The sequence below is a fragment of the Pseudomonas sp. KBW05 genome, from assembly GCF_003852405.1.
GTDB lineage: Bacteria > Pseudomonadota > Gammaproteobacteria > Pseudomonadales > Pseudomonadaceae > Aquipseudomonas.
In genome coordinates this window covers 1-24,787 of record NZ_QAJM01000020.1, presented here as the reverse complement: position 1 = coordinate 24,787, position 24,787 = coordinate 1, and the positions used below count along the sequence as shown (strand labels likewise).

23 protein-coding genes and 1 pseudogene are annotated in these 24,787 nt (G+C 61.6%); 13 read left to right on the top strand and 11 right to left on the bottom strand.

The window, feature by feature from the left end:
* The first annotated feature begins 19 nt into the window (after positions 1-19).
* On the top strand, positions 20-943 hold the full coding sequence (locus DBR46_RS20080) for a sugar ABC transporter substrate-binding protein (RefSeq protein WP_124527568.1): 924 nt from the start codon (positions 20-22) through the stop codon (positions 941-943).
* Between the two features lie 160 nt (positions 944-1,103).
* Here the strand turns inward: DBR46_RS20080 and DBR46_RS20075 are convergent.
* A pseudogene (locus DBR46_RS20075) lies at positions 1,104-1,511 on the bottom strand (MAPEG family protein); the annotation flags it as partial.
* The gene (locus tag DBR46_RS20070; protein WP_124527566.1) at positions 1,504-1,800 is read right to left on the bottom strand and encodes a DUF2834 domain-containing protein; all 297 of its coding nucleotides are present in this window, start codon (positions 1,798-1,800) and stop codon (positions 1,504-1,506) included. The gene DBR46_RS20070 and the pseudogene DBR46_RS20075, both read right to left, overlap by 8 nt.
* Positions 1,801-1,883: 83 nt before the next feature.
* Between DBR46_RS20070 and DBR46_RS20065 the strand changes: the two genes are divergently transcribed.
* A complete protein-coding gene (locus DBR46_RS20065; RefSeq protein ID WP_124527565.1) occupies positions 1,884-2,672 on the top strand; it encodes a helix-turn-helix domain-containing protein in 789 nt (262 codons plus the stop codon).
* A gap of 54 nt (positions 2,673-2,726) precedes the next feature.
* Positions 2,727-4,436, top strand: coding sequence for an amidase (locus tag DBR46_RS20060; protein WP_124527564.1), 1,710 nt, complete (start codon positions 2,727-2,729; stop codon positions 4,434-4,436).
* 137 nt (positions 4,437-4,573) lie between these two features.
* On the opposite strand, the gene DBR46_RS20055 is transcribed toward DBR46_RS20060, so the two are convergent.
* The gene (locus tag DBR46_RS20055; protein WP_256659343.1) at positions 4,574-5,311 is read right to left on the bottom strand and encodes a CPBP family intramembrane glutamic endopeptidase; all 738 of its coding nucleotides are present in this window, start codon (positions 5,309-5,311) and stop codon (positions 4,574-4,576) included.
* Entirely contained in the window at positions 5,308-5,535 is a 228-nt protein-coding gene (locus DBR46_RS20050; RefSeq protein WP_124527563.1) for a DUF6434 domain-containing protein, read from the bottom strand. Before DBR46_RS20050 ends, DBR46_RS20055 begins: the two co-directional genes overlap by 4 nt.
* A 236-nt stretch (positions 5,536-5,771) precedes the next feature.
* Here DBR46_RS20050 and DBR46_RS20045 point away from each other — a divergent pair, with 236 nt between their 5' ends.
* Positions 5,772-6,197 carry a nuclear transport factor 2 family protein gene (locus DBR46_RS20045; protein WP_017736083.1) on the top strand — a complete coding sequence of 142 codons (426 nt, stop codon included), beginning with the start codon at positions 5,772-5,774 and terminating at the stop codon, positions 6,195-6,197.
* Position 6,198: 1 nt separating this feature from the next.
* Here the strand turns inward: DBR46_RS20045 and DBR46_RS20040 are convergent, their stop codons facing one another.
* Positions 6,199-7,524, bottom strand: coding sequence for a PLP-dependent aminotransferase family protein (locus DBR46_RS20040; protein ID WP_124527562.1), 1,326 nt, complete (start codon positions 7,522-7,524; stop codon positions 6,199-6,201).
* An 89-nt stretch (positions 7,525-7,613) separates the two neighbouring features.
* On the opposite strand from DBR46_RS20040, the gene DBR46_RS20035 reads away from it, so the two are divergent.
* Positions 7,614-8,504 (top strand): DMT family transporter, encoded by an 891-nt coding sequence (locus DBR46_RS20035; protein WP_124527561.1) that lies wholly within the window; start codon positions 7,614-7,616, stop codon positions 8,502-8,504.
* Here the strand turns inward: DBR46_RS20035 and DBR46_RS20030 are convergent.
* Positions 8,501-9,067 (bottom strand): YceI family protein, encoded by a 567-nt coding sequence (locus tag DBR46_RS20030; protein ID WP_124527560.1) that lies wholly within the window; start codon positions 9,065-9,067, stop codon positions 8,501-8,503. The genes DBR46_RS20035 and DBR46_RS20030 overlap by 4 nt on opposite strands.
* A gap of 91 nt (positions 9,068-9,158) precedes the next feature.
* On the opposite strand from DBR46_RS20030, the gene DBR46_RS20025 reads away from it, so the two are divergent.
* Positions 9,159-9,653, top strand: coding sequence for a PaaI family thioesterase (locus tag DBR46_RS20025; protein ID WP_124527559.1), 495 nt, complete (start codon positions 9,159-9,161; stop codon positions 9,651-9,653).
* Between the two features lie 44 nt (positions 9,654-9,697).
* On the top strand, positions 9,698-10,585 hold the full coding sequence (yghX, locus tag DBR46_RS20020; RefSeq protein WP_124527558.1) for a YghX family hydrolase: 888 nt from the start codon (positions 9,698-9,700) through the stop codon (positions 10,583-10,585).
* A gap of 422 nt (positions 10,586-11,007) precedes the next feature.
* On the opposite strand, the gene DBR46_RS20015 is transcribed toward yghX, so the two are convergent.
* Positions 11,008-11,886 carry a LysR family transcriptional regulator gene (locus DBR46_RS20015; RefSeq protein ID WP_124527557.1) on the bottom strand — a complete coding sequence of 293 codons (879 nt, stop codon included), beginning with the start codon at positions 11,884-11,886 and terminating at the stop codon, positions 11,008-11,010.
* Between the two features lie 127 nt (positions 11,887-12,013).
* Between DBR46_RS20015 and ampC the strand changes: the two genes are divergently transcribed.
* The 3 genes from ampC (at position 12,014) to DBR46_RS20000 (ending at position 15,905) form a co-directional block, all read left to right on the top strand.
* Entirely contained in the window at positions 12,014-13,165 is a 1,152-nt protein-coding gene (ampC, locus tag DBR46_RS20010) for a class C beta-lactamase (protein WP_124527556.1), read from the top strand.
* Positions 13,166-13,272: 107 nt separating this feature from the next.
* Entirely contained in the window at positions 13,273-15,096 is a 1,824-nt protein-coding gene (locus DBR46_RS20005; RefSeq protein ID WP_124527555.1) for a serine hydrolase, read from the top strand.
* A 17-nt stretch (positions 15,097-15,113) separates the two neighbouring features.
* Positions 15,114-15,905: a MipA/OmpV family protein gene (locus DBR46_RS20000; protein ID WP_124527554.1), complete on the top strand. Its 792-nt coding sequence runs from the start codon at positions 15,114-15,116 to the stop codon at positions 15,903-15,905.
* Between the two features lie 156 nt (positions 15,906-16,061).
* Here the strand turns inward: DBR46_RS20000 and DBR46_RS19995 are convergent, their stop codons facing one another.
* Together DBR46_RS19995 and DBR46_RS19990 are read right to left on the bottom strand one after the other, a co-directional pair.
* On the bottom strand, positions 16,062-17,339 hold the full coding sequence (locus DBR46_RS19995; RefSeq protein WP_124527553.1) for an ATP-binding protein: 1,278 nt from the start codon (positions 17,337-17,339) through the stop codon (positions 16,062-16,064).
* Positions 17,340-18,047 carry a winged helix-turn-helix domain-containing protein gene (locus DBR46_RS19990; protein WP_124527552.1) on the bottom strand — a complete coding sequence of 236 codons (708 nt, stop codon included), beginning with the start codon at positions 18,045-18,047 and terminating at the stop codon, positions 17,340-17,342.
* Positions 18,048-18,203: 156 nt separating this feature from the next.
* Between DBR46_RS19990 and DBR46_RS19985 the strand changes: the two genes are divergently transcribed.
* Positions 18,204-19,403 carry an MFS transporter gene (locus tag DBR46_RS19985; protein WP_124527551.1) on the top strand — a complete coding sequence of 400 codons (1,200 nt, stop codon included), beginning with the start codon at positions 18,204-18,206 and terminating at the stop codon, positions 19,401-19,403.
* Here DBR46_RS19985 and DBR46_RS19980 read toward each other — a convergent pair.
* A complete protein-coding gene (locus tag DBR46_RS19980) occupies positions 19,359-19,961 on the bottom strand; it encodes a tRNA-(ms[2]io[6]A)-hydroxylase (RefSeq protein WP_124527550.1) in 603 nt (200 codons plus the stop codon). The two genes, DBR46_RS19985 and DBR46_RS19980, sit on opposite strands and share 45 nt — an antisense overlap.
* 151 nt (positions 19,962-20,112) lie before the next feature.
* Here DBR46_RS19980 and DBR46_RS19975 point away from each other — a divergent pair, with 151 nt between their 5' ends.
* Positions 20,113-20,976, top strand: coding sequence for a universal stress protein (locus DBR46_RS19975; protein ID WP_124527549.1), 864 nt, complete (start codon positions 20,113-20,115; stop codon positions 20,974-20,976).
* 125 nt (positions 20,977-21,101) lie between these two features.
* On the opposite strand, the gene DBR46_RS19970 is transcribed toward DBR46_RS19975, so the two are convergent.
* On the bottom strand, positions 21,102-21,572 hold the full coding sequence (locus tag DBR46_RS19970; RefSeq protein ID WP_124527548.1) for a DUF1289 domain-containing protein: 471 nt from the start codon (positions 21,570-21,572) through the stop codon (positions 21,102-21,104).
* Positions 21,573-21,969: 397 nt separating this feature from the next.
* Here DBR46_RS19970 and acnB point away from each other — a divergent pair, with 397 nt between their 5' ends.
* Positions 21,970-24,579 carry a bifunctional aconitate hydratase 2/2-methylisocitrate dehydratase gene (gene acnB, locus DBR46_RS19965; protein ID WP_124527704.1) on the top strand — a complete coding sequence of 870 codons (2,610 nt, stop codon included), beginning with the start codon at positions 21,970-21,972 and terminating at the stop codon, positions 24,577-24,579.
* The last annotated feature ends 208 nt before the right edge of the window (positions 24,580-24,787 follow it).

Here is a 24,787-nt window from a genome sequence, read left to right as displayed (position 1 = left end):
ATAACAACGGAGCAAAACCATGAAGAAGCATCTCCTTGCGGCACTGTTTACCCTCGCTGTCACGCCGTGGGCGCTGGCCGATATCCGTATCGGCGTGAGCATCGCCCAGGTCGACGATGTATTCCTCGCGCAGATGCGCGACTACATGGCGGCCCACGCCAAGGAATTGCCCGGCGTGACCCTGCAATTCGAAGATGCCCAGGGCGATGTGGTGCGCCAGCTCAACCAGGTGCAGAACTTCACCGCCCAGGGCATGGACGCGATCATCGTCAACCCGGTGGACACTGCCGCCACGGCGAAGATGAGCACCAACGCCCAGCAAGCCAAGACCCCGCTGGTCTACGTCAACCGCCGCCCGGATGCCCAGCAATTGCCGCCGGGCGTGGGTTATGTGGGCTCGGATGAAGTCAAGGCCGGGGAGATCCAGATGCGCTACCTGGCCGAGAAAATGGGCGGCAAAGGCAACCTGGCGATCATGCTCGGGCTGCTGTCCAACAACGCCACCCACAACCGCACGCTGGGGGTGAAGACCGTACTCAAGGAGTACCCGGACATCAAGATCGTCGAAGAACAAACCGCGGAATGGCAGCGCAACAAGGCGATCGACCTGATGAACAACTGGATCGTTTCCGGGCGCAAGATCGACGCAGTGGCGGCGAACGCCGATGAAATGGCAATTGGCGCCGCCATGGCCATCAGCCAGGCCGGCATGCAACCGGGCAAGGACATCCTCGTGGCCGGCAGCGACGGCGGCCCAGCTGGGTTGGATGCGGTGAAAAAGGGCCAACTGCTGGTGACGGTGTACCAGGACAACAAGGGGCAGGCGGTAGGCTCGATTGATCTGGCGGTGAAGATGGTGAAGAAGGAACCGTATACGGCTGAACTGACGATTCCTTATCAGCAGATCACGAAGGACAATTACCAGGCGTTCCTCAACCCCTAAGCTCGAACACTCCCACATTTCGACTTGTGAACCCGCTCAAATGTGGGAGCTGGCTTGCCTGCGATGGCGGCGGCACAGACAACATTTCTACCACCAGTGCCGCCGCCTTCGCAGCCTCGCTAAAGCTCGAAAACTCCCACAGTTGATCGGTGGTGCTCCCCACAATCCTGGCGCCGAGGCCGAACAGGCATGCCACACCCACGCCGTAGGCCAGTGTGCGCCAAGGTTGCCATCCCATCAGATACGCCAAGGTGTGCACCACCCGCGCCAAGGTGAAAACACCGAACAGCCACAGGGTCGCGGCGCTGTCACTCTCCAGCGCCACACACAACCCACCCAGCACAAAAAACAGCGGGATGTTCTCCAGGTCATTGGCCCACGCCCTGGCAGCCCGGGCCACTTGCGGCAACTCCAGAGGCTGCGCGCTGCGATTGAAAAAAGCCGCATCCTCACGATTGGTAAACGCCCGCTCCCGTATACGGAAATATCCCTGATAACAGGAAATCGCGAACATCTTCAGGCACAACACCAGCACGCACACCGCATAGACCGGTAAAAGATCATTCATCCCTGAACCCCTTCACCACGATGTAAAGCAGCGGCCCCACCGACACAAACACCGCCGTCAGCAATATATAGGGTAGCGCCGACCGCCCTCGCCCACGCGCATCCCGATACATCCACACACACGCCAGCGCCGCCATCAAATACAGGTCGATCACCACCTGCGCCGTGTCCGGCCGTGCCATCAATTCCCGTCCAAACGCCAGCAGCGACTGCTCGGCCGTCAGCATCGTGAACAGGGTATACAGGGTAAATCCGAGTAAAGCGGCCAGGGCTATGTAGGGTCTGTGCATGGTCTCGTCCTTGGAATGATGGAGGCCCACGTTAGTGATAAGGTTGCGCCCCTCGCAATGACCTCGGAGGTCATGAACCGCTCATGGACAACCCAGCTACCGCCGGCGAACAGCTGCGCCAATTGCGCCGCCAGGCCAAGCTCAGCCAACTCGACCTGGCCTTGATCACCGGGGTTTCCCAGCGCCATCTCAGTTGCCTGGAGACCGGCCGCGCCAAACCCAGCCCGGGCACGCTGCACAATCTGCTGACGGCACTGGAGACGCCGCTGGAGCAGTGCAACCGTGTGTTCCTCGCCGCCGGCTTCGCCCCGCGCTACGGCGCCACGCCGCTTGACGCCCCTGCCATGGCGGCGATTCGCGAAGCGGTCAACCATGTGCTGCACGCCAACAATCCCGCGCCGGCGATCCTGCTGGGCAGCCAGTGGGAGGTGCTGGCCGCCAACGCGAGTACCGCCGCATTGTTTGGTTTGGTGGGCATCCCGCCTGACGCCGCCGCCGGCTTGAACCTGCTGGGCACCCTGCTGCAACCCGGCGGCCTCGGCGACCACCTGAACAATGCCGATGAGATCCGCACCCTGGCTTGGCAACGTGCCACACGCGAGGCATTGGGCAATCCTCAACTGGCCGCATTGCTTGCAGATTTACCGGCGCCACCGGGCAGCAAACTGCCCCGGGAAATGCCGCCGCTGGTGCTGACCCGCATCCGCTCAAGCCAGGGCGAGCTGAACTTCCTGTCCACCTTCACCACCTTTGGCATGCCCCAGGACATCACCCTCACCTCCCTGCGTATCGAACATCTGATTCCGGCTGACCCGCACACCTGGCAGATAATGCGCACCGCCTATGCGGATTATTCGGCGCTGGTTTTGTGAAATATCTGTACGTAGACTGCCGCCATACCCCCACTTGAAGGCGGCGAAAAAAACGTGATGCAAGTAACCGAAGTCTCCATTGCCCAATTGCGCGCTGCGCTGGAATCCGGCCAGACCACGGCCGTTGAACTGGTCCAGGCTTACCTGGCGCGGATCGAAGCCTATGACGGCCCGCAGACCGCGACCGCGTTGAACGCCGTGGTCGTGCGTAACCCGCAAGCCCTTGAAGAAGCCCAGGCGTCCGATGCGCGCCGGGCCAAGGGCGCAACCTTGGGGCCATTGGATGGCATTCCGTACACCGCCAAAGACAGCTACTTGGTCAAGGGCCTGACGGCTGCATCCGGCAGCCCGGCCTTTGCCAAACTCGTTGCACACCGCGATGCGTTCACCATCGAGCGCCTACGCGCTGGTGGGGCGATCTGCCTGGGCAAGACCAATATGCCGCCGATGGCCAACGGCGGCATGCAACGCGGCGTGTATGGCCGCGCCGAAAGCCCCTACAACGCCAACTACCTGACCGCACCGTTTGCCTCTGGCTCGTCCAACGGTGCCGGCACTGCCACCGCTGCGAGCTTTGCGGCGTTCGGCCTGGCGGAAGAAACCTGGTCCAGCGGGCGCGGTCCGGCGTCCAACAATGGCCTGTGTGCCTACACCCCGTCCCGAGGGGTAATTTCGGTGCGTGGCAACTGGCCGCTAACGCCGACCATGGACGTGGTGGTGCCCTACGCGCGCACCATGGCTGACTTGCTGGAAGTGCTCGACGTGGTGGTCGCCGAAGACCCCGACACCCGTGGCGACCTGTGGCGCCTGCAACCCTGGGTGCCGATCCCGAGCGTCGCTTCGGTACGCCCCGCGTCCTACGCGGAACTGGCGGTGGACGCCGCCTCCCTGGCCGGCAAACGCTTCGGCGTGCCGCGCATGTACATCAACGCGGACGCCGACGCGGGCACCAGCGATAAACCCGGCATCGGCGGCCCGACCGGGCAAAAAATCAACACCCGCGCCACGGTGATCGACCTGTGGCAGGCCGCGCGCCAAGCGTTGGAAGCGGCCGGTGCCGAAGTTATCGAAGTGGATTTTCCGCTGGTGTCCAACTGCGAAGGCGACCGCCCCGGTGCACCGACGGTGTTTACCCGTGGCCTGGTGTCCAAGGAATTCCTCCACGACGAGCTGTGGGAATTGTCCGCGTGGGCCTTCGACGATTTCCTGCGTGCCAACGGCGACCCAAGCCTCAACCGCCTGGCGGATGTGGACGGGCCGAAAATCTTCCCGCACGACCCCAGCACCTTGCCGAACCGTGAAGACGACCTCGCCGCTGGCATGGACGAGTACGTGCGCATGGCCGAGCGCGGCATCACCCCGTGGAACGAAATCAGCACCGTGCCCGACGGCCTGCGCGGCCTGGAGCAAACCCGGCGGCTGGACCTGGAAGACTGGATGGACAGCCTCGGCCTCGACGCCGTGCTGTTCCCCACCGTAGCCGATGTGGGCCCGGCGGATGCGGATGTGAACGAAGCGTCGGCGGATATTGCCTGGAGCAACGGCATCTGGGTGGCCAACGGCAACCTGGCGATCCGCCACCTGGGCGTACCGACGGTGACCGTGCCGATGGGCGTGATGGCGGACATTGGCATGCCGGTCGGGCTGACGTTTGCCGGGCGTGCCTATGACGATTCGGCGTTGCTGCGCTTTGCGGCGGCGTTTGAAGCGACGGGCAGCAAACGCCAGGTTCCGCCGCGTACGCCGCCGTTGCCAACAGCCTAAACGCGGTCAAAATTGTGGGAGCGGGCTTGCTCGCGAAAGCGGTGTGTCAGTCGATACTTGAGTGACTGATCCACCGCTTTCGCGAGCAAGCCCGCTCCCACATAAGTCCGCTCCCACCTTTGGCTGTGTATTTCAAATCAGGGAATGTAGGGCACCGCGATCAGCAAGATCGCCGTGCCATGGGCCACCGCCGCTGGCAACACGCCATAGCGCATGCGCACCAACGCGCACGCCAACCCTTCAAGCAACGTAAACAGCAACACCGGCCAGCCCAGTTGCGTCACGCTCAACGCCAGGAAAGCATGGCACGCCGCAAACGCCACGCCACTGATCAACGCCGCGCGCAACAGCGTGACGTGTTGTTCCAGATAACCCTGCAAAAACCCACGAAACAACACTTCCTCCAGGGCATTGGCGCCAAACGCCAAGACCACCATGCCCGGCAACCAGACCCAATAACCGTGGATCGCCGACGCGTCGATACCTTGGTAAATCCGCAGCGGCACGCCGATCAAGCACCCCACCAGCAACCCGCACGCCAAGCCAATGCCAGGGTGGCCGAGGGTCCAGCGGATCAGCCGCCACAGGTCCGGTGCGATGCGGGCCAGCAGCATGATCAGCAGCACCGACAGCCAGCCGAGCATCGCCAGCACAAAGGCATTGGCGCTGAAGGCGATCTGCACCTCGCTGCCCAGCGCCCACATACCCAACGGCGTCATCGCGTCGCGCATCAGCACAAACGCGGCCAGCAGAATGAGGATGCGCATCGCCGGCAGCGTCGAGGGTGTCAGCGCAAACCACAGGCCGAACAACAGCAGGCCGGGAGTCAGGTGGCTGGCGTAGTCGGCCAGCACCCACATACCTTCGGTGATCACACACGCGGTTCCTGGCGATCAGGGTTGCGGCGCCGCCACTCGTCCACGACATCGCCCAGGGTTTTGGCGATGTCGTTGCGAATCCAGGCCATGAAAGGACGATCGAATTTGAAGCCGGGGCCGCAGTGTTCCAGCATGAAGCGGCGCACATTCTGGGTATTTTTATAGCTTGGAGTGACAGGGGTGGTACGGGTGATGGTGTCGCTATGCCAGTCAAAATCCATTTTGTTCCTCGGACGTCTTGTTGTTTGGGCGACAGCATAGCGATATGCCACTTTGCCAGGAAGAATCGGCCTTGAGTATTTGATGTGTTAGGACGTCGTACATGAATAGCCATCGCAAATATGGCCAATAATTTCAAGATATTTCAAATTTCACTTTATTTCGACCTGACAAATACGGCATGGTTGTACGACGACTTAAGCCGTCGTATTCACCCCACAACAATAAGGAAACACCCATGCCCAACGTAAAAGTGTTGATCGGTTTTCTGTGCCTGTTCAGTGGCTATGTGGCTGCCGCTCCAGCGGAAAAGGACGTGGCCCAAGCGGTCGATCAACTGACCCAGGCCATGCTGCATCTGGACCTCAAGCAACTGCATGCGCTGACCTCGGATACGCTCACCTACGGCCATTCCAGCGGCAAAGTGCAGAACAAGGCGCAGTTCATCGCCGACCTGGAAACCCACACCAGCGCCTTCAAGACCCTGGAAATGCAGAACCAGACCATCAGCCTGAACGGCGACACCGCCCTGGTGCGCAACCACTTTCACGCCCTGGCGGTGAACAGCGGCGTCGAAGTGCCCACCGACATCGACAACTTCCAGGTCTGGCAAAAACAGCATGGCAAATGGTTGCTGATCGGGCGCCAGGCCTACAAGTACTGATTTACCACGCCACCACCTTGCGCACCTTGATCAGCGCTTCACGCAGCGCCGGCATGGCCACCGAGCCCAATGCCAGGCGCAACGCGTGGGGCACCTGGGCCGACACCGCAAACGGCTCGGCGGTGGACACGGAAATATGCTCGCGCTGCAAGGTCATGGCGATCTGATCAGCGCGGACCTCCTCCGCCAACGGCAGCCACAGGAAATACGATGACGGGTGACTGGTGTAATCCAGCCCCATCAGCACTTGCGCCGCCAACGCCTGGCGCGCCTGGGCATCCGCGCGCTTTTGTGCTTCCAACTGGGCGACGGTGCCGTCTTCGATCCAGCCCACCGCAATCGCGCACATCACCCCCGGCACGTTCCAGGTGGTGGCCATGATCGTTCGCTCCAACATCTTCGCCCACTCAGCCGGCGCCGCGACAAATCCGACGCGCAGTCCCGTCGCGACACTTTTCGACAGGCCGCCCACGTACACCGTGCGCTCCGGCGCCAAGGTCGCCAGGGGCGGCGGCGGGGTTTCGGCCAGAAACGCGTAGGCCGCGTCCTCGATAATCATCAGGTTGTGCTCACGGGCAATGGCCACCAATTGCTCGCGCTGCTCCAGGCTCATGACCCAGCCCAGCGGGTTATGCAGGGTCGGCATGCTGTACACCGCACGCACCGGACGCTTGCGGCACAGCTGCTGCAGGTGGTGCAGGTCCGGGCCGGCGGGCGTGACCGGGATCGCGACGATTTCCAGGTGCAGGGTCTCGGCCAGCACCTTGAAGCCCGAATAGGTCAATGCATCGACAGCTATCACATCCCCCGGCTTGAGCAGCGCCATCATCGTCACCGCCAACCCGTGCTGTGCGCCGCTGACCACCAGCACCTGCTCGGCTTCGACCGCCAGCCCTCGGTTCAACAGATGGCGCGCCACCGCCGCGCGCTCATGCATGCGGCCGGCGTGTGGTTGATAGCGCAACAACGCTTCCAGGTCGCCGGACAACGCCAACTGGCGCAGGGCCGTGCGCAGCAAATCCGCCTGGCCCGGCAGTGACGGATAGTTGAAGTTCAGGTCCAGCATGCCCGTTGCAACGTTCATCTGCCCGCTGCCCTGCCCCGGTGGCAAGGCGATCTCACGCACGAAGGTGCCGCGCCCGGTTTCACCGCTGACCAGGCCCATGGCCTCCAGCTCGGCGTACACCCGGCTGGCTGTCACCAGCGCCAAGCCATGCTCGGCGGCCAATTGCCGATGGGTCGGCAGGCGCGTGCCGGGCGGCATGTCACCGTTGCGGATGGCGGCGGCAAACGTATCGACCAGCGACTTGTAGCGGGCGCGTGGCATAGGGCTGTATCCATGACAATTTTTTGATTGTCTTAATCTTCAACTCTAGGATGGTCAGCACGCAATCATTCTTTTTCAGGCAACCGCCCATGGAACGCACTTCTTCCCTCAACCCCCTGGACAGCAGCACCCACGGTTGGATCAACGGCTTTATCGGTGTAGTGATCTTCAGCGGTTCACTGCCGGCCACGCGCTTGGCGGTGATGGAGTTCGACCCGGTGTTCCTGACGATGATCCGCGCCGCCATCGCCGGCGTACTCGGGCTGATGCTGTTAGCGCTGTTCAGGGAGCAACGTCCCGCACGTAACCAGTGGCAGCCCTTGGTGATCGTCGCGCTGGGCGTGGTCATCGGTTTCCCCTTGCTCACCGCGCTGGCGCTGCAATACGTGACCTCCGCCCACTCCATCGTGTTTATCGGCCTGCTGCCGCTGGCCACGGCGGTGTTCGGCGTGCTGCGCGGCGGCGAGCGCCCGCGCCTGGTGTTCTGGCTGTTTTCGATCCTGGGCAGCGTGCTGGTGATGGGTTATGCGTTTGCCCAAGGCTTGAGCGCTGCACCGGCGGGTGACGTGCTGATGTTGTTGGCGGTGCTGGTGTGCGGCCTGGGCTACGCCGAGGGCGCCAAGTTGTCGCGCAGCCTTGGCGGCTGGCAAGTGATCTGCTGGGCGCTGGTGGTGTCGCTGCCGGTGGTGGTGCCGTTGAGCCTGATCCTTGCCCCCGCGAGTCTCAGTGGCATCAGCCTGCCCGCGTGGTTGAGCCTGGGCTATGTGGCATTGTTCAGCATGCTGATCGGCTTTGTATTCTGGTATCGCGGCCTGGCCCAGGGCGGCATCGCGGCGGTGGGCCAGTTGCAATTGCTGCAACCGTTCTTCGGCCTGGCGCTGGCGGCTGGCTTGCTGCATGAACAGGTCAGCCTGGGCATGGTGCTGGTCACCGTCGCGGTCATCGGTTGTGTGGCCGGCGCGAAGAAATTCGCCCGTTAGCGCTGCGGCGCGACCATCTTGAACTTGATGTGGATGTCATTCGACACCACGCTGTTGCCGACCCACTCGCCCTCGCCGATCTTGAAATCGGCGCGCTTGAGGATGAACTCGCCGTCGAACACACCAATGCCGCCCTGCTCCTTGAGCACCACGTCCACCGTCACCGGGCGCGTGATGCCTTTGAGGGTGAGGTCGCCGTTGATCTTGAAGCGATTGTCCCCCAGTGCCGTGGCGCCACTGGACTGGTAGACGCCCTGCGGATACGTCGCAGTATCGAACCAGGACGGACGCTGCAATTGATCGTTGGCATCCGGGCTGCCAGCATCGATGCTGGCAAGCTGGATCGTCAGCAGCGCATGGGCCGCCTCCGGGTGTTGCGTGTCAAACGCCAACGTGCCTTCAAACTCGCCGAACGTGCCGTAGACCCGCTGCCCGAACTGCTGGAAGGTGAAACTGATCTGGCTGGCCGCGCGGTTGACGTCCCGATACTCCACGGCCTGGGCACTGGAAAACCCACCCAGGACCAGCGCCAGCCACACGATTGGGAAAAGTCGAAGGTTCATGCAACGCTCCGCAAGAAGTAAGGCCACCGTGTTCCCATCCTGCCCGTGTCCTGCTAAACAGAGTAGCCCCCCAAAATAATAAGGACGTTTCATGCACCCTGCTTCCCTCCAGGACATTACCGCCCCCGAAGGTATCTGCTACGGCTGCGGCGCCAGCAACCCCCATGGCCTGCACATCAAGAGCCGCTGGGACGCCGACGGCATCCACCTGATCGCCGAACACCTGCCCGACGCCCAATACAGCGGCTGGCCCGACCTGGTCTACGGCGGCCTGATCGCCATGCTGGTGGATTGCCATTCCAACTGGACGGCCATGGCCTATCACTACCGTGCCGAGCAGCGCGAACCCGGCAGCCTGCCACGCATCGACTGCGTCACCGGCAACCTCGGTATCAAGTTCATCAAGCCCACGCCCATGGGCGTCACCTTGACCTTGCGCGCGCGGGTCGAGGGCGATGTGGGGCGCAAAAGCCGCGTGGTCTGCGAGGTGTACGCAGGTAACGTGCTGACGGCCATTGGCGACTCGGTGTTCGTGCGCGTCGACACCGGCCAATTGGCCGCCACCGCCCATGGCCGCGAGGGTTGAAGGTGGTTTACATTGACCGCCACCGCTAATCGAGGATTGCACCGATGACTCGTCTCACCGCGAAAGACTTTGCGCCCGAACTGCTGGAACTCTACGACGGCTATGCCCACGGCAAGATCAACCGCCGCGAATTTCTCGACCGCGCCGCGCTGTTCACCTTCGGCGGCCTGACCGCCTCGGCGTTGCTGGCGGCCCTGAGCCCCAACTACGCGCTGGCCGAACAGGTGAAATTCACCGACCCGGATATCGTCGCCGACTACATCACCTATCCCTCGCCCAAGGGCAACGGCACCGTACGCGGCTATCTGGTGCGCCCGGCCAAGGCCGCAGGCAAATTGCCCGCCGTGGTCGTTGTCCATGAAAACCGTGGCCTCAACCCGTATATCGAAGACGTCGCCCGACGCCTGGCCAAGGCCGGTTTTATCGCCCTGGCACCGGATGGCCTGACCTCGGTGGGCGGCTACCCCGGCAACGATGAAAAAGGCGTGGCACTGCAACAGACCGTTGACCCGACCAAGCTGATGAACGATTTCTTCGCCGCCATCGAATGGCTGATGCACCACGACAGCAGCACCGGCAAGGTCGGCATCACCGGCTTCTGCTACGGCGGCGGCGTGACCAATGCGGCGGCGGTGGCCTACCCGGAGTTGGGTGCGGCGGTGTCGTTCTATGGGCGCCAGCCGGACGCCAAGGACGTACCGCGCATCAAGGCACCGATCATGCTGCATTTTGGCGAGCTGGATACGCGGATCAATGAAGGCTGGCCGGCGTATGAAGCGGCGCTGAAGGCTGCGGGCACCACGTACGAGGGATACATCTACAAGGGCGCCAACCATGGTTTCCACAATGATTCGACGCCACGCTATGACGAAGCGGCAGCGAATCTGGCGTGGGACAGGACATTGGGCTGGTTCCGCAAATACCTCGCCTGACATCCATCTGACTGTAGGTGCTGGCTTGTGTGGGCTGGCTTGCCTGCGATAGCGGCCTGACAGGCGCCTGCGGTTTTTCGGATGCACCCCGATCCAAATGTGGGAGCGGGCTTGCTCGCGAAGGCTATGTGTCAGGCGCTGGAGCCTTTGGGTCAGAGTACATATCCATGGCTTCGGTAACGGATATGTACTCCGACCCAAAAACCCAGACCGCCTGCCAGGCCGTCTTCGCGAGCAAGCCCGCTCCCACAGTAGAGCCGGTTTACACACGGTAAAAATCGCCCGACTGCCAGGCCGTCACGGGAGCAAGCTCCCTCGCCACAGGTCCAGCAGCAATGCTCAAAGTTGTGCAGATACCTATGGCCACCGGGGCCCACAGTAAATCCTCATAGCGGGTGCGCGCCCTCTCGCAGATATCCCTATCAATGCGCCCCTGCGACCGCCTTCAACCAACCCTTGAACGCCAGCATCGCCGACGTTTCGACCCGCGACTGCAAGCGGGTCAGCCAATAACTGCCGGTGCTGATGCCGACGTCGAAGGGTTGGCGGATGGCATCGCTTTCCAACTGGCGCGAAAACATCAGCGCCGGCGCCAAGGCCACGCCGATGCCTTGCAGGGCCGATTCCATCATCGCCAGGGATGAGTCGAACACAATGCTGCGCGGCACCAGGGTATCAGCGGGCAAGCCGGCAGCCTGGAACCACAGGCTCCACTCATCGGCGCGGTACGAGCGCAGCAAGGTGTGCTTGAGCAGATCGGCCGGCGTGCGCAGTTGCTCGGCGAGGTGCGGCACGCACAGCACGGTCAGCGGCGCTTCCAGCAGTTGGCAGGCGTCGGTGCCGTGCCAGGCGCCGGCACCGAAACGCACAGCGTAATCCAGGCCCTCGGCAGCCACATCCACACGGTTGTTATGGGTGGACAGGCGCAGGTCGATAAACGGATAACGCGCATGAAAGTCGGGTAGGCGCGGCAGCAACCAACCCACGGCAAAGGTGCCTACCGCGCCCACCGTGAGCACTTCGCGGTAATGCCCGCCTTCGAATTGGCTGAGGGTCTGGGCGATGCGATCAAAGGACTCACGCACCACCGGCAGCAGGGTTTCGCCTTCGCTGGTCAGCATCAAGCCCCGTGGCAGGCGCTTGAACAACGTGACGTTGAGCTGCGCCTCCAGGCTTTTTACTTGATGACTGACGGCCGCCTGGGTGACGCACAATTCGATGGCGGCACGGGTAAAGCTCAAATGCCGGGCCGAGGCCTCGAAGGCACGCAGGGCGTTAAGGGGCAGATGGGAACGAAGCATGCTTTGGCCCAAATTTTTCTAATGGCTGCTGCGAAATATGATCGTTTGTCCAACGCCTGCGAACTGCCTACATTGGCGGCGCCCGCGCAGGCCTCATTCACTCGATCACTCTCATGGAAGCGACATCATGCCCCAACATGCCCGGTTTGGAATGCTTAATTTCAGTGCCATTGCCCTGCTTCTCGGCACGGGTCAATGCCTTGCCGCCACCGATCTGCGCACCGTGGTGGACGCCAGCGTCAAACCGCTGATGCAGCAACAGTCTATTCCGGGCCTTGTCGTCGGCGTCCTGCAGGATGGCAAGACGCAATACTTTAACTACGGCGTCGCTAACCAGGACGCCCGGCAGCCCGTCAGCGAAAACACCCTGTTCGAGATCGGTTCGGTGAGCAAAACCTTCACCGCCACCCTCGCGGGTTATGCCGTCGCCACGGGCCAACTCACGCTCCCGGCACCGGCCAGCCAGTACCTGCCAGCACTGCGTGGCAGCGCCTTCGAGCACATCAGCGTGCTCAACCTCGGCACCTACAGCGCAGGCGGCTTGCCCTTGCAATTCCCGCGCGAGGCCGACAACAGCCAGCACATGATCAGCTACTTCCAGCACTGGACGCCCGCCTTCACCCCCGGCACCCAGCGCCTGTATTCCAACCCGAGCCTGGGCCTGTTCGGCTACCTGGCGGCACAAAGCCTGAAGCAACCGTTTGACCAGGCAATGGAAAAGACCCTGCTGCCAAAACTGGGCCTCAAGCACACCTTTGTCACCGTGCCCAAAAGCCAGATGAACCTGTACGCCCAAGGCTACGGCAAGGACGGCAACCCCGTGCGTGTTGGCCCCGGCGCCATGGGCAGTGAAGCCTACGGCATCAAGACCAGCGCCTCGGACCTGCTGCACTACGTGCAAGCCAACCTGGACCCGAGCCGCCTTGAGCAGCCGTTGCAACAAGCCATCGCAACCACCCATGCCGGTTACTACACCGTCGATGGCATGACCCAAGGCCTGGGCTGGGAAATGTACCCCTACCCTGTCCCACTCGATGTTCTGGTCAACGGCAACTCGACACAAATGGCCATGGAACCGCACCCAGTCAAATGGCTCACGCCCGCACAACCGCTCCACGCCGACACGCTGATCAACAAGACCGGCTCTACCAATGGCTTTGGTGCGTATGTCGCGTACGTGCCAAGCAAGGGGATGGGCGTGGTGATCCTGGCGAACAAGAACTACCCGAATGGGGAGCGGGTGAAGGTCGCGCACGCCATCCTGGAGGCCATGCACTGATACCGCGCTTTAACAGTCTTTGACAGTTTCCCGACAAAGCCCTCAAAGACTGGCAACCGCCGCGCCCCTAGCATTTGAGCATCCAAACCATCCTTCGGGTGCTCTTCATGTTTCGCACATTGCGCAGTATCGCGCTGCTGGGTTGCCTGCTCGGCAGCGTCGGTTGCCAGGGGCAGCCACCCGCTGCGCCGCGCATCCAAAAGGGTGATTACGGCGCGATCCTTCGGTACCTGCAATCACGCATTCCCCAGGACATGGCCCGGCAGAATGTAGCCGGGCTGTCGATTGCCCTGGTCAACGGCCAGGAACTGATCTGGGCCCGCGGCTTTGGCCTGGCCGACAAGGCCCACGGTGTGCCGGTAACGCCCAACACCGCATTTCGTGCCGGCGGCATCGCCAAACTGCTCACTGCAACGGCGGCACTGCAACTGGTCGAGCAACAGCGCCTGGGGCTGGATGTACCGATCCAGCAGACCCTGAGCGAATTCCATGTGCGTTCGCGCTTTCATCCAGACCAGGACGCGGCAGACCGCGATATCACCTTGCGTCGCTTGCTGAGCCACCAGTCCGGCCTGCCCAGCGAGCACCTGCGCGACCTCCACAGCACCTTCGCCATGGGCTTGATGCCAATGCGCATGTCCGGCGTGTGGCTCAGCAGCCCGCCGGGCTCGCAAGTGGCGTACTCCAATCTCGGCTATGCACTGGTGGGTGCCGCCATTGAGCGCAGCACCGGCAAAAGCTTTGAGGCCCAACTGCAATACAGCGTGCTCAAGCCCCTGGAGATGAACCAGTCGAGCTTTATCGGCACCGGCGCGGTAACGGGCTACCGCGCCATGGGCTATCAGGACGGCAGCGCCAGCAGCGATGCCCAGGTGCGCGACCTGGCCGCTGGGGGGTTATGGGCCAGCCCGAAGGACCTCGGCCACTACGTGAACATGCTCTTCGCCCAGGGCCAGTACAAAGGCAAACGGCTGCTGAGCGCCCGCTCCATCGACACGATGTTCACCCAACAAAACACCGGCAACGCCCTCGACTTCGATTGCCAGATGGGGCTGGGCTGGTTCCTCGCCCCTTGCGGCGACGAACCGGTCGGCGCCGGCGTGCGCACTTACCAGCACAGCGGCGGCGGTGATGATTTTGCCGCCCAACTGACCTTGCTGCCCGACCAGCAACTGGCGGTGATCATCATGGCCAACGACAGCAACGCCGAAGACCTGGTCGCCCGCCTGGCCACCGACGCCCTGCGCCTGATGCTTCAGGCGCAAACCGGAAAATCCGTGTGTGGCGACGGCTGCGAGGCACCCAACCACGGGTTGAAACTGCGCCATGTACCGGCCGCCATCGACCGCAAGCGCCTGGCCGGTTTTTATGCCACCGCCTGGGGCGTATTGCGCATCCGCGACGAAAAGGAGCGTTTGTTCGGCGAACTGGCCGGGTTCGACTTCGAACTGTTGCGTGACGAACAAGGCTGGTTGCGCGCGCAAAAACGCGTGCTCGGCCTGTGGTTCAAGGACCTCGGCGAGCTGGGCCGCGTGCAATTGGACATGGTCACCGTGCAAGGCCGCCAACTGCTCACTGCCCGCAGCCACGGCCAACGCATCGCCATTGGCGAGCGCATCGACCCGCCGCCCTTGCCCCAGGCCTGGGCCGACACCATCGGCACCTATCAGGTGCTCAACACCCATGAGCCCGACGCACCGCTGACCGGCATCAGCGTGCGCCTGGAGCAAGGCTTCCTGGTGATTCGCGGCCAATTGCACGACGAACCGCTGACCGACTACATCCTGCTACCCGTCGATAACGCCCACGCCGTACTGGCCGGTAATGGCTATGGCCTGGGCGACACCGTGAGCCGCCAGATCAATGGCCTCAGCGCGTCGGGCTACGCCTTCAAACGCACCCATTCGCCTCACCCACCCCTGAACCTTTAATACGGATGAACACCCTGATGCGCTCAAGAAACCTATGCCTGTCCCTCTCGTCGCTGTGCCTGTTCGCCACGGCCGACGCAGCCATTGCCGAGGACTGGCAATACAGCCTCAAGGCCGGCGTCGCCAACGCACCCCGCTACAGCGGCAGCGACGAACGCATGACCGCGCCGGTGCTGGGCGGCAAAATCGTCAGCCCCTGGGGGATTTTCCTCGACACCGACAAAGGCCTGGGCTGGGGCTACGAAGGGAACGCCCTGAGCTTCAGCACGTATGTCGGCGCCAGCGCTTCACGCAAGGATAAGAACGAGTCGATGCACGCCGGCTCCAAGCGCCTCAAAGGCATGGGCGAAATCAAGTCGCGGGCGCAAGTAGGCGTGAGTGCCAGCTACAACCTCGGCGGCGCCATCGTCGGCGCCACCCTGGAACACGCGCTCAAGGACGATGACCACAAGGACACCGGCAAGGCCTACACCCATTTGGAACTGAGCCTGGGCACCAACCTCTATGACGGCCGCTACGGCTCGGTCGATGCCAGCCTCAGCAGCCACTTTGGCGACCGTGAATACCTGCAGACCTGGTACGGCGTGACCACTGGCCAGGCCGCACAAAGCCGGTTCAAGGCCTACAAGGCCGGCGCAGGCAATATCAGCAATGGCATGAACCTGGTATGGAGTTTGCCGATCAGCGAGCACACCCAGTTCTCCACCTTGCTCGATGTGCAGTACCTGGCGGATGAAGCGGGCAAGAGCCCGATTGTGGAGCGGCGCTTGCAGACGTCGGTGATGGGGGTGCTGGAATACACGTTCTAACAGGAGCCATGCTGTAAACACACTGTGGGAGCGGGCTTGTGTGGGAGCGGGCTTGCTCGCGAAAGCGGTGGTTCAGTCACCTGATGCATTGGCTGACACTCCGCTTTCGCGAGCAAGCCCGCTCCCACATTTTGATCTACTGCGTTTTCCAAAGCGCTACTCGGCATACGCCCACGTCATCCGAAACGACGCGCCGCCCCACTCCGAATCCAACACCTCCACTTGCCCGCCATGCCATTGCGATACCCGCTGCACCAGCGCCAAGCCAAGACCAAAACCACCGGTACGGCGGTCGCGGCTGGCATCCAGGCGCATGAACGGCTGGAAGATCTTCGCCCGCCCTTCCTCGGGCACGCCAGGGCCGTCATCGCACACGCGCACTTCATAACCCTGACCGAACTTGACCAGCGACACTTCCACACGCCGTTCGGCGTAACGGATGGCGTTGCGCAGCAGGTTGATCACCGCCCGCGCCATAAAGCGTGGTTCGATCTGGATAAAGTCCACTTCGCAGGTGCGCAACGACAACTGCACACCCGCCGCTTCGGCCTCCAGCGCGACGCTGCCGATCACGCTGTCGAGCCAGCTGTGGGCCTCGATGCTTTCCCGGGTGACCTGGGTCGCGCCGCGTTCCAGGCTGGCGTAGGTAAGCAGCTCGGAAACCATTTCTTCCAACTCGCCAAGGTCGGCATACATGTCGGTGATCAGCTCGCCGCGCAGGTGCGGATCGGCCTGTTGCTTGAGCTGGTCGAGCTCGAACGACAGGCGCGCAATCGGCGTGCGCAACTCATGGGAAACCGCGTTGGTCAGTTCGCGCTGGTTGGCGATGAGGCTCTCGATGCGTTCGGCCATCTGGTTGAAGTGCCCGGCCAACTCACGCACGGTGGAGCGACGCGGTAGCAGGATGCGTGAACCAAGGTCGTTGTCGCCAAAACGTTGCGCGGCCAGGCGGATATGCTCCAGGTCGCGCCAGTGCGGGCGCACCCAGAAATACAGGACGATGGCCAGGCACAGGCCGAGGAACCCATAGGCCCACAAGTACAACCACTTGGGTTCTTCCGGCAATTTGATTTCCAGCAGTTGCGAACCGCCGTCGATATTGGCGATGAACTCCATAAAGTCGCCACGCACCACCAATTGCCCGGCCGCGAGCAATTGCTGCTCGCGCGAGCTCAGCTTCAGCTCGTCGCGCGCCACCAACTTAAGGTGCAGACCGTAGTGGCTTTGCAACTCAGCCAGGCGCGCCGCCCGGGCCGCCTCCGGCACTGGGCGCAATTGCTCCACCAAGCCATACGCCGGGCCGCGCATGGCTTCGCGGTTATAAGTTTCGTTGGCTTCGGGCAGCAACTCGTCAAAGGTGTAGTTGACCAGCCAGATGGCCCCCGCCAGGCCCAGCGCGAGGATCACATACAGGCGCAGAAACAGCCGGAGCATCTAGACCTCCCACGCGAACGGATTGAACAGGTAACCCTTGCCCCAGATGGTCTTGATGCACACCGGCTCGCGGGGGTTGTCGTTGAGCTTGCCGCGCAGCTTGCTGATGTACACATCGACGCTGCGATTGAGGCCGTCAAAGGCGATGCCGCGCATGCGGTTGAGGATGTCATCGCGGGACAGGATCGTGCCCGAGTGGCTGGCCAGCAACCACAGCAATTCGAACTCCATGGTGGTGAGGTCGATCTTCTCCTCGCCCAGGTTGACCACCCGGCAAGTGCGATCAATGGCCAACCGCCCGAACGCCAGGGAGCCACGCACCGTTGGCTCAGGCACCTGGCGCCGCTGCAACGCGCGCAACCGCGCGAGCAGTACCGGCGGTTTGATCGGCTTGATCACATAATCATCGGCGCCGGACTCCAGGCCCAGGATATGGTCCAGATCGTCCTCTTTGGCGGTGAGGATCACGATGGGTGTATCAGAAACGTTGCGGATGCCACGGCACACATGCAGGCCGCTCTGACCCGGCAACATCAGGTCGAGCACGACAATCTTCGGCTTGAAATCCAGGAACGCCGCCAAGGCCTCATCGCCCCGGTGCACCACCCGCACGTCAAAGCCATGCTGCGACAGAAAATGTGCAATCAGCCCTGCCAGTTTCTCGTCGTCTTCAACGAGCAATACCTTGCCCAGACCCAGGTTTTCCATAAATTCTCAGTGTGCGACGCAGATTGAAGTGCAGGCATTATAGGTGGCAAGCTGGGCAACTTAAGCAACTGGCCAGCACCGCCCGACCAAGCTTCATGCTTTTAAGACTTTTTAACAAATTGCCCGCAATCTTTAACGCCATTCACAGGGAGTTGTATGCGCAAGGATTACCTGGCGTTTTTTATCTCACTGTTCCTGTCGCGGCTGGCGGATCAGATCCTGCTGTTTATCGTGCCGTTGATCGTCTTCCAGACCACCGGCAGTGTTTCGTGGGCCGGGCTGGCGTTTTTCGTCGAGTCGCTGCCGCGCTTCCTCGCGTTTCCGCTGTGCGGGGCGCTGTGTGACAAGTACCCTCCTGTGCGCATCCTGCATATCAGCCAGGTCTACCGGGCGCTGGCCTGCGTGTTGGCAGTGGCGCTGTTCGGCCTGTTCGACGGCATCTACTGGATCGTGCTGCTATCGGCCGTGTGCGGGGTGTTGACCACCCAGGGCATCATGGCCCGCGAAGTGCTGATGCCGCATATCTTCCAGCAGTACAGCTATGCCAAGACCCTGTCCTATTCACAGATCGCCGACCAAAGCGGCCTGGTGCTCGGGCCGCTGGTGGCGGCGCTGATGCTGGAAGTCTGGGCGTGGCATTGGGTGGTGCTGGGGATTGCCGGGCTGTTTATGTTGGCGGACGTGGCGATGCGCGTGTGGCAGCGTTCCAGCACGGTAGTCCCGGCCGTTTTCGAGCAACATCGGGATATCTGGCTGCAACCGCTGCGGATTGCGTTTGGGCATATCCGTAACCTCGCCGGGCTCAAGCGCCTGATTGCGTTGACGGTGGGCGTGAACCTGATCATCGGCGTCACGCTGGCCACGTCAGCAGCGATGGTCACTGGCCTGTACGCCGCCGACAAAGACGCCTACGCCGTGCTGCAAGCGGCCGGCGCACTGGTGACCATCGTGATTCTGTTCTACCTGGCGCGCGCCACCCTGCCGTTGAAGCTGCTCGGTGGGCTTTCCTACGCAATGATTGCCCTGGGCGCACTGATCACGGCGATCAGCCCCAATCTATGGCTGTACTCCCTGGGCTTTTTGCTGGTGATCGGCTTCGACAAGATGTACAGCGTGTACATGCGCAGCGTGCGGCAAAAGGTGATTCCGGTGCAGGACTTCGGCAAGACCGTGGGCGTGATTACCTTGCTCAACAACCTGCCGCAACCGCTGGCGGGTCTGATGATTGCCGTATTGGCCGCGCCCTTGGGCGTGCAAACGGTGATCCTGCTGCTGGCAGGCATCACCGCATTGATCGGCGTGGCCGTCGCCTCAGGCTGGCACGCCACTGTGAAAGCGGAACTCGACGTCGGGTGATTCGATCAACTCCTGCTCGGCCGCCCGCACCCGCTCAATGACCAGGGGCACGTCTTTGGCGTCGCCGTACTGGTAGGCCAACTTGAGGTAGCCCTGGAAGTGCCGCGCCTCGCTTTTCAGCAGGCCGAAGTAGAACTTGCCGAGTTCTTCGTCCAAATGCGGCACCAGCGCTTCGAAACGCTCGCAACTGCGCGCTTCGATAAAGGCGCCGACCACCAACGTATCCACCAGTTTGACCGGTTCGTGGGTGCGCACGACTTTGCGCAAACCCGAGGCGTAACGCCCGGCATTCAGTTGGCGCAGTTCGATCTTGCGCTTTTTCATCAGGCGCATGACTTGTTCGTGGTGCACCAGTTCTTCCCGGGCCAGGCGCGACATCATATTGATCAGGTCGACATGGCTGTAGTACTTGGCGATCAGGCTCAAGGCGGTGCTGGCGGCTTTGAATTCACAGTTCTTGTGGTCGATCAGCAGGGTTTCCTGATCGGCCAAGGCAGCCTGGACCCAGGCGTCGGGGGTGCGGCAGCCGAGGAATTCGTGGATTTCGGGCAGGTTCATCGGGCTCACGGGCAAAGGATCACAAAAGGGCGCCGATTATACCGACCACGCCGCAGACCACCAGCCACTGGCCTTGATGTGTATCAACATGACGTGCGCCGGGCAGCAACTATAGTTGTTCCATGTCCCCCTTTTCATGGAGAACCCGAACATGCAAGCCATCCGCAGCATCCTGGTGGTCATCGAGCCCGAACACTCGGAAAGCCTGGCCCTCAAGCGCGCCAAGCTGATTGCCGGGGTCACTGGCGCGCACCTGCATTTGCTGGTGTGCGACAGGAAGCATGAGCATTCGGCGCTGTTGAGCCTGCTAAAGGCCGGCTTGCAGGAGGATGGCTACAGCGTCACCACCGAACAGGCGTGGAATGACAGCCTGCATGAAACCATCATTGATGTGCAGCAGGCCGAAGGTTGTGGGCTGGTGATCAAGCAACACTTTCCCGACAGCCCGCTGAAAAAGGCATTGCTGACGCCGGCGGACTGGAAGTTGCTGCGCTATTGCCCGACGGCGGTGCTGCTGGTGAAGACGTCTACGCCGTGGGCTGGGGGCGTGATCCTGGCGGCCATCGATGTGGGCAACAGCGACGGCGAACACCGCTCACTGCACAACGCCATCATTGACCATGGCTTCGACATCGCCAGCCTGGCCAAGGCGCAACTGCACGTGATCAGCGCCCACCCGTCGCCGATGCTGTCGGCAGCGGACCCGACCTTTCAGCTCAAGGAAACCATCGAGGCACGTTATCGCGAGCAGTGCCGGGCGTTCCAGGCTGAATTTGATGTGGACGACAAGCATCTGCATATCGAGGAAGGTCCAGCGGATGTGCTGATCCCGCATCTGGTGCATAAATTAGAAGCTGCAGTGACCATTATCGGCACCGTGGGACGTACCGGGATTTCCGGGGCGCTGATCGGCAATACGGCGGAGGTGGTGCTGGATGCGGTGGAAAGTGATGTGTTGGTGCTTAAGCCTGAAACGCTAATGGCACATCTAGAAGAACTGGCTGGCAAAGCCTGAAGGTGATGGAGATCAAAATGTGGGAGCGGGCTTGCTCGCGAATGCGGTGGGCCAGTCGACATCAATCGGTGACTGATACACCGCTTTCGCGAGCAAGCCCGCTCCCACATTTGCTCTGCGCGGTGTCAGGCACCAAATACATCCTTGAGAAACCCCGGCGCGATATAGCGCTGGTAATGCGCCTCGGACAGGATAAAAAACTCCCGATCAATCGCATCACGCAAATCCGGCAAGGCCCACTCGCGAAACTCCGGCAACAGCACCATGCCATAGGCCTCCAGATTGGAGATCACCCGCGCGCCCCGGGCAATCAACTGGTACGCCCAGCAATACTCCGACTGGTGCGGCACAAAGCGAATCTTGCGCTGCTCCAGCTGGCCGCGCAGGGTCTTGGGGTCGAAAACCTCCACCTTACCGGCCATCACCTGCACCAGCAGTTGCTCCAGGCGCAGCCAGACCGCGCGTTTTTCTTCTTCGTTATAGCCATTCCACTGGATCACTTCATGGTGGAAACGCTTGCAGCCACGGCACACGAGATCGCCGTAGACCGTGGAGCACAGGCCTACGCAGGGGGTCTTGATGGTTTGGTTGGGCATGGGTAACAACACGCAAATCAGCGAAACAATGCGCCATGTTAGCCCTTTGTCTAACCTTGATCACCCTGCAAACTTGGTTAGGCAACTTACCTTTAGATTTTTTTTGCCGTAGAATCATCCGGCCTTGTAAGGCGCCAATAATCCGCTGGAAGCTGTTTTCAAAGCGTCACGAGCACAGTCGTTCCTTCAGAACGGTGTTGGCGATGGTCAATGACTCGGTAGGTCAATACCCTCGCCAACCCTCATCAGCCCCGTTCTGCAGGCGTAAAACTTTGAAAGCAGCTTCTGTGAGGAATGCCGGCAGCGCTGGCTTTGCGGCCCAAAAAGCCCCCGAGCGCATGCGTGCCGTTCATTTCTGGATGAGCGTCCCGTGGGACCACTGATGAGGGTAATAACTGTGCTTGAAGCCTACCGCAAACATATCGAAGAGCGTGCAGCCCTGGGTATTGTTCCCCAGCCGCTTAACGCCGAACAAACCGCAGGCCTGGTCGAGCTGCTGAAAAATCCTCCGGCTGGCGAAGAAGAATTCCTCGTTGACCTGATCACCAACCGCATTCCACCTGGTGTTGACGAAGCTGCCTACGTCAAGGCCGGTTTCCTGTCTGCCCTGGCCAAGGGCGAAGCCACTTCCCCCCTGATCAGCAAACAGCGCGCTGTTGAACTGCTTGGCACCATGCAAGGCGGCTACAACATCGTGACCCTGGTCGAGCTGCTGGACGATGCCGAGCTGGCACCTGTCGCCGCCGCCCAACTCAAGCACACCCTGCTGATGTTCGACGCGTTCCACGACGTGGCCGAAAAAGCCAAGAACGGCAACGAGCACGCCAAAGGCGTGATCCAGTCCTGGGCTGACGGCGAATGGTTCCGCAACCGCCCTACCCTGGCCGACAAGATCAGCCTGCGCGTATTCAAGGTGACCGGCGAAACCAACACCGACGACCTGTCCCCTGCTCCCGATGCCTGGTCCCGTCCTGACATCCCGCTGCACGCCCTGGCCATGCTGAAAATGGCTCGCGAAGGCATCGTGCCGGACGAGCAAGGCAAGACCGGCCCGATGAAGCAGATCGAAGAGATGCGCGGCCAAGGCTTCCCGATCGCCTACGTCGGTGACGTGGTCGGTACCGGTTCGTCGCGTAAATCGGCCACCAACTCCGTACTGTGGTTCTTCGGCGACGACGTTCCTTACGTACCGAATAAGCGCGCTGGCGGCTTCTGCTTCGGCAGCAAGATCGCTCCAATCTTCTACAACACCATGGAAGATGCTGGCGCACTGCCAATCGAATTCGACGTTACCAACATGAACATGGGCGACGTGATCGACCTGTACCCGCATGCTGGCAAAGTCTGCAAACACAACAGCAACGAAGTCATCACCACCTTCGAAATGAAGACCCCGGTGCTGTTGGACGAAGTGCGCGCTGGCGGCCGTATTCCGCTGATCATCGGTCGCGGCCTGACCGACAAGGCACGTACCGAGCTGGGCCTGGGCCCTACCGACCTGTTCAAGCTGCCTGAAGCACCTGTCGACACCGGCAAAGGCTTCACCCTGGCACAGAAAATGGTCGGCAAGGCGTGCGGCCTGCCGGAAGGCAAAGGCGTTCGTCCTGGCACCTACTGCGAGCCGAAGATGACCACCGTGGGTTCCCAGGACACCACCGGTCCAATGACCCGTGATGAACTGAAAGACCTGGCGTGCCTGGGCTTCTCGACCGATCTGGTGATGCAGTCCTTCTGCCACACCGCGGCCTATCCAAAGCCGATCGACGTGACCACCCACCACACCCTGCCTGACTTCATCATGACCCGTGGCGGTGTATCGCTGCGTCCAGGCGACGGCATCATCCACAGCTGGCTGAACCGTATGCTGCTGCCGGACACCGTCGGTACCGGTGGTGACTCCCACACCCGTTTCCCGATGGGCATCTCGTTCCCGGCCGGTTCGGGCCTGGTCGCGTTCGCCGCAGCCACTGGCGTCATGCCACTGGACATGCCGGAATCGATCCTGGTGCGCTTCAAAGGCAAAATGAAACCTGGCATCACCCTGCGTGACCTGGTTCATGCCATTCCTTACTACGCGATCCAATCGGGTCTGCTGACTGTAGAGAAGAAAGGCAAGAAAAACGCCTTCTCCGGCCGCATCCTGGAAATCGAAGGCCTGAACGACCTGACGCTGGAACAAGCTTTCGAGCTGTCAGACGCCTCGGCTGAACGTTCGGCTGCCGGTTGCACCATCAAGCTGTCGAAAGAGTCCGTCACCGAGTACCTGAACTCCAACATCACCCTGCTGCGCTGGATGATCGGTGAAGGCTACGGCGACCCGCGTACCCTGGAACGTCGCGCCCAAGCGATGGAAGCCTGGGTTGCCAACCCAGAGCTGATGGAAGCCGATGCCGACGCGGAATACGCCGAAATCATCGAGATCGACCTGTCGGAAATCAACGAGCCTATCCTCTGCGCGCCAAACGACCCGGACGATGCCCGTCTGCTGTCGAGCGTTGCCGGCGAGAAGATCGACGAAGTGTTCATCGGTTCGTGCATGACCAACATCGGTCACTTCCGCGCTGCCGGTAAACTGCTGGAACAGGTCAAGGGTCAGCTGCCAACTCGTCTATGGCTGTCGCCACCGACCAAGATGGACGCTCACCAACTGACCGAAGAAGGCTACTACGGCATCTACGGCAAGGCTGGCGCGCGCATGGAAATGCCGGGCTGCTCGCTGTGCATGGGTAACCAGGCACGTGTAGAACCGAACTCGACTGTTGTGTCGACGTCGACCCGTAACTTCCCGAACCGTCTGGGTGACGGCGCGAACGTCTACCTGGCTTCGGCTGAGCTGGCGGCAGTTGCTTCCACTCTGGGTCGCCTGCCGACCGTCGAAGAGTACATGGGCTACGCAGCGAAACTGGACACCATGGCCAGTGACGTCTACCGCTACCTGAACTTCGACCAGATTGCCGAGTTCCGTAAAATCGCAGCAAGCGCCAACATCCCGGTGATTCAAGCCTAAGGTGTTGATGCAATAAAAAACGCCGCGTATCTCACGATACGCGGCGTTTTTTTATGCCTGGAATACAGACTTGATAACACCATCGACCAAATGTGGGAGCGGGCTTGTGTGGGAGCGGGCTTGCTCGCGAATGCGGTGGGTCAGTCAATACATGTATCGGCTGATACACCGCTTTCGCGAGCAAGCCCGCTCCCACATTTTTAACCGC

Bases quoted from the DNA above. Each gene is read 5' to 3' on its own strand.
- DBR46_RS20080 (WP_124527568.1), top strand. From the start codon at position 20: ATGAAGAAGCATCTCCTTGCGGCACTGTTTACCCTCGCTGTCACGCCG.
- DBR46_RS20070 (WP_124527566.1), bottom strand. From the start codon at position 1,800: ATGCACAGACCCTACATAGCCCTGGCCGCTTTACTCGGATTTACCCTG.
- DBR46_RS20065 (WP_124527565.1), top strand. From the start codon at position 1,884: ATGGACAACCCAGCTACCGCCGGCGAACAGCTGCGCCAATTGCGCCGC.
- DBR46_RS20050 (WP_124527563.1), bottom strand. From the start codon at position 5,535: ATGGATTTTGACTGGCATAGCGACACCATCACCCGTACCACCCCTGTC.
- DBR46_RS20045 (WP_017736083.1), top strand. From the start codon at position 5,772: ATGCCCAACGTAAAAGTGTTGATCGGTTTTCTGTGCCTGTTCAGTGGC.
- DBR46_RS20040 (WP_124527562.1), bottom strand. From the start codon at position 7,524: ATGCCACGCGCCCGCTACAAGTCGCTGGTCGATACGTTTGCCGCCGCC.
- DBR46_RS20035 (WP_124527561.1), top strand. From the start codon at position 7,614: ATGGAACGCACTTCTTCCCTCAACCCCCTGGACAGCAGCACCCACGGT.
- DBR46_RS20030 (WP_124527560.1), bottom strand. From the start codon at position 9,067: ATGAACCTTCGACTTTTCCCAATCGTGTGGCTGGCGCTGGTCCTGGGT.
- DBR46_RS20025 (WP_124527559.1), top strand. From the start codon at position 9,159: ATGCACCCTGCTTCCCTCCAGGACATTACCGCCCCCGAAGGTATCTGC.
- yghX (WP_124527558.1), top strand. From the start codon at position 9,698: ATGACTCGTCTCACCGCGAAAGACTTTGCGCCCGAACTGCTGGAACTC.
- DBR46_RS20015 (WP_124527557.1), bottom strand. From the start codon at position 11,886: ATGCTTCGTTCCCATCTGCCCCTTAACGCCCTGCGTGCCTTCGAGGCC.
- ampC (WP_124527556.1), top strand. From the start codon at position 12,014: ATGCCCCAACATGCCCGGTTTGGAATGCTTAATTTCAGTGCCATTGCC.
- DBR46_RS20005 (WP_124527555.1), top strand. From the start codon at position 13,273: ATGTTTCGCACATTGCGCAGTATCGCGCTGCTGGGTTGCCTGCTCGGC.
- DBR46_RS20000 (WP_124527554.1), top strand. From the start codon at position 15,114: ATGCGCTCAAGAAACCTATGCCTGTCCCTCTCGTCGCTGTGCCTGTTC.
- DBR46_RS19995 (WP_124527553.1), bottom strand. From the start codon at position 17,339: ATGCTCCGGCTGTTTCTGCGCCTGTATGTGATCCTCGCGCTGGGCCTG.
- DBR46_RS19990 (WP_124527552.1), bottom strand. From the start codon at position 18,047: ATGGAAAACCTGGGTCTGGGCAAGGTATTGCTCGTTGAAGACGACGAG.
- DBR46_RS19985 (WP_124527551.1), top strand. From the start codon at position 18,204: ATGCGCAAGGATTACCTGGCGTTTTTTATCTCACTGTTCCTGTCGCGG.
- DBR46_RS19980 (WP_124527550.1), bottom strand. From the start codon at position 19,961: ATGAACCTGCCCGAAATCCACGAATTCCTCGGCTGCCGCACCCCCGAC.
- DBR46_RS19975 (WP_124527549.1), top strand. From the start codon at position 20,113: ATGCAAGCCATCCGCAGCATCCTGGTGGTCATCGAGCCCGAACACTCG.
- DBR46_RS19970 (WP_124527548.1), bottom strand. From the start codon at position 21,572: ATGCCCAACCAAACCATCAAGACCCCCTGCGTAGGCCTGTGCTCCACG.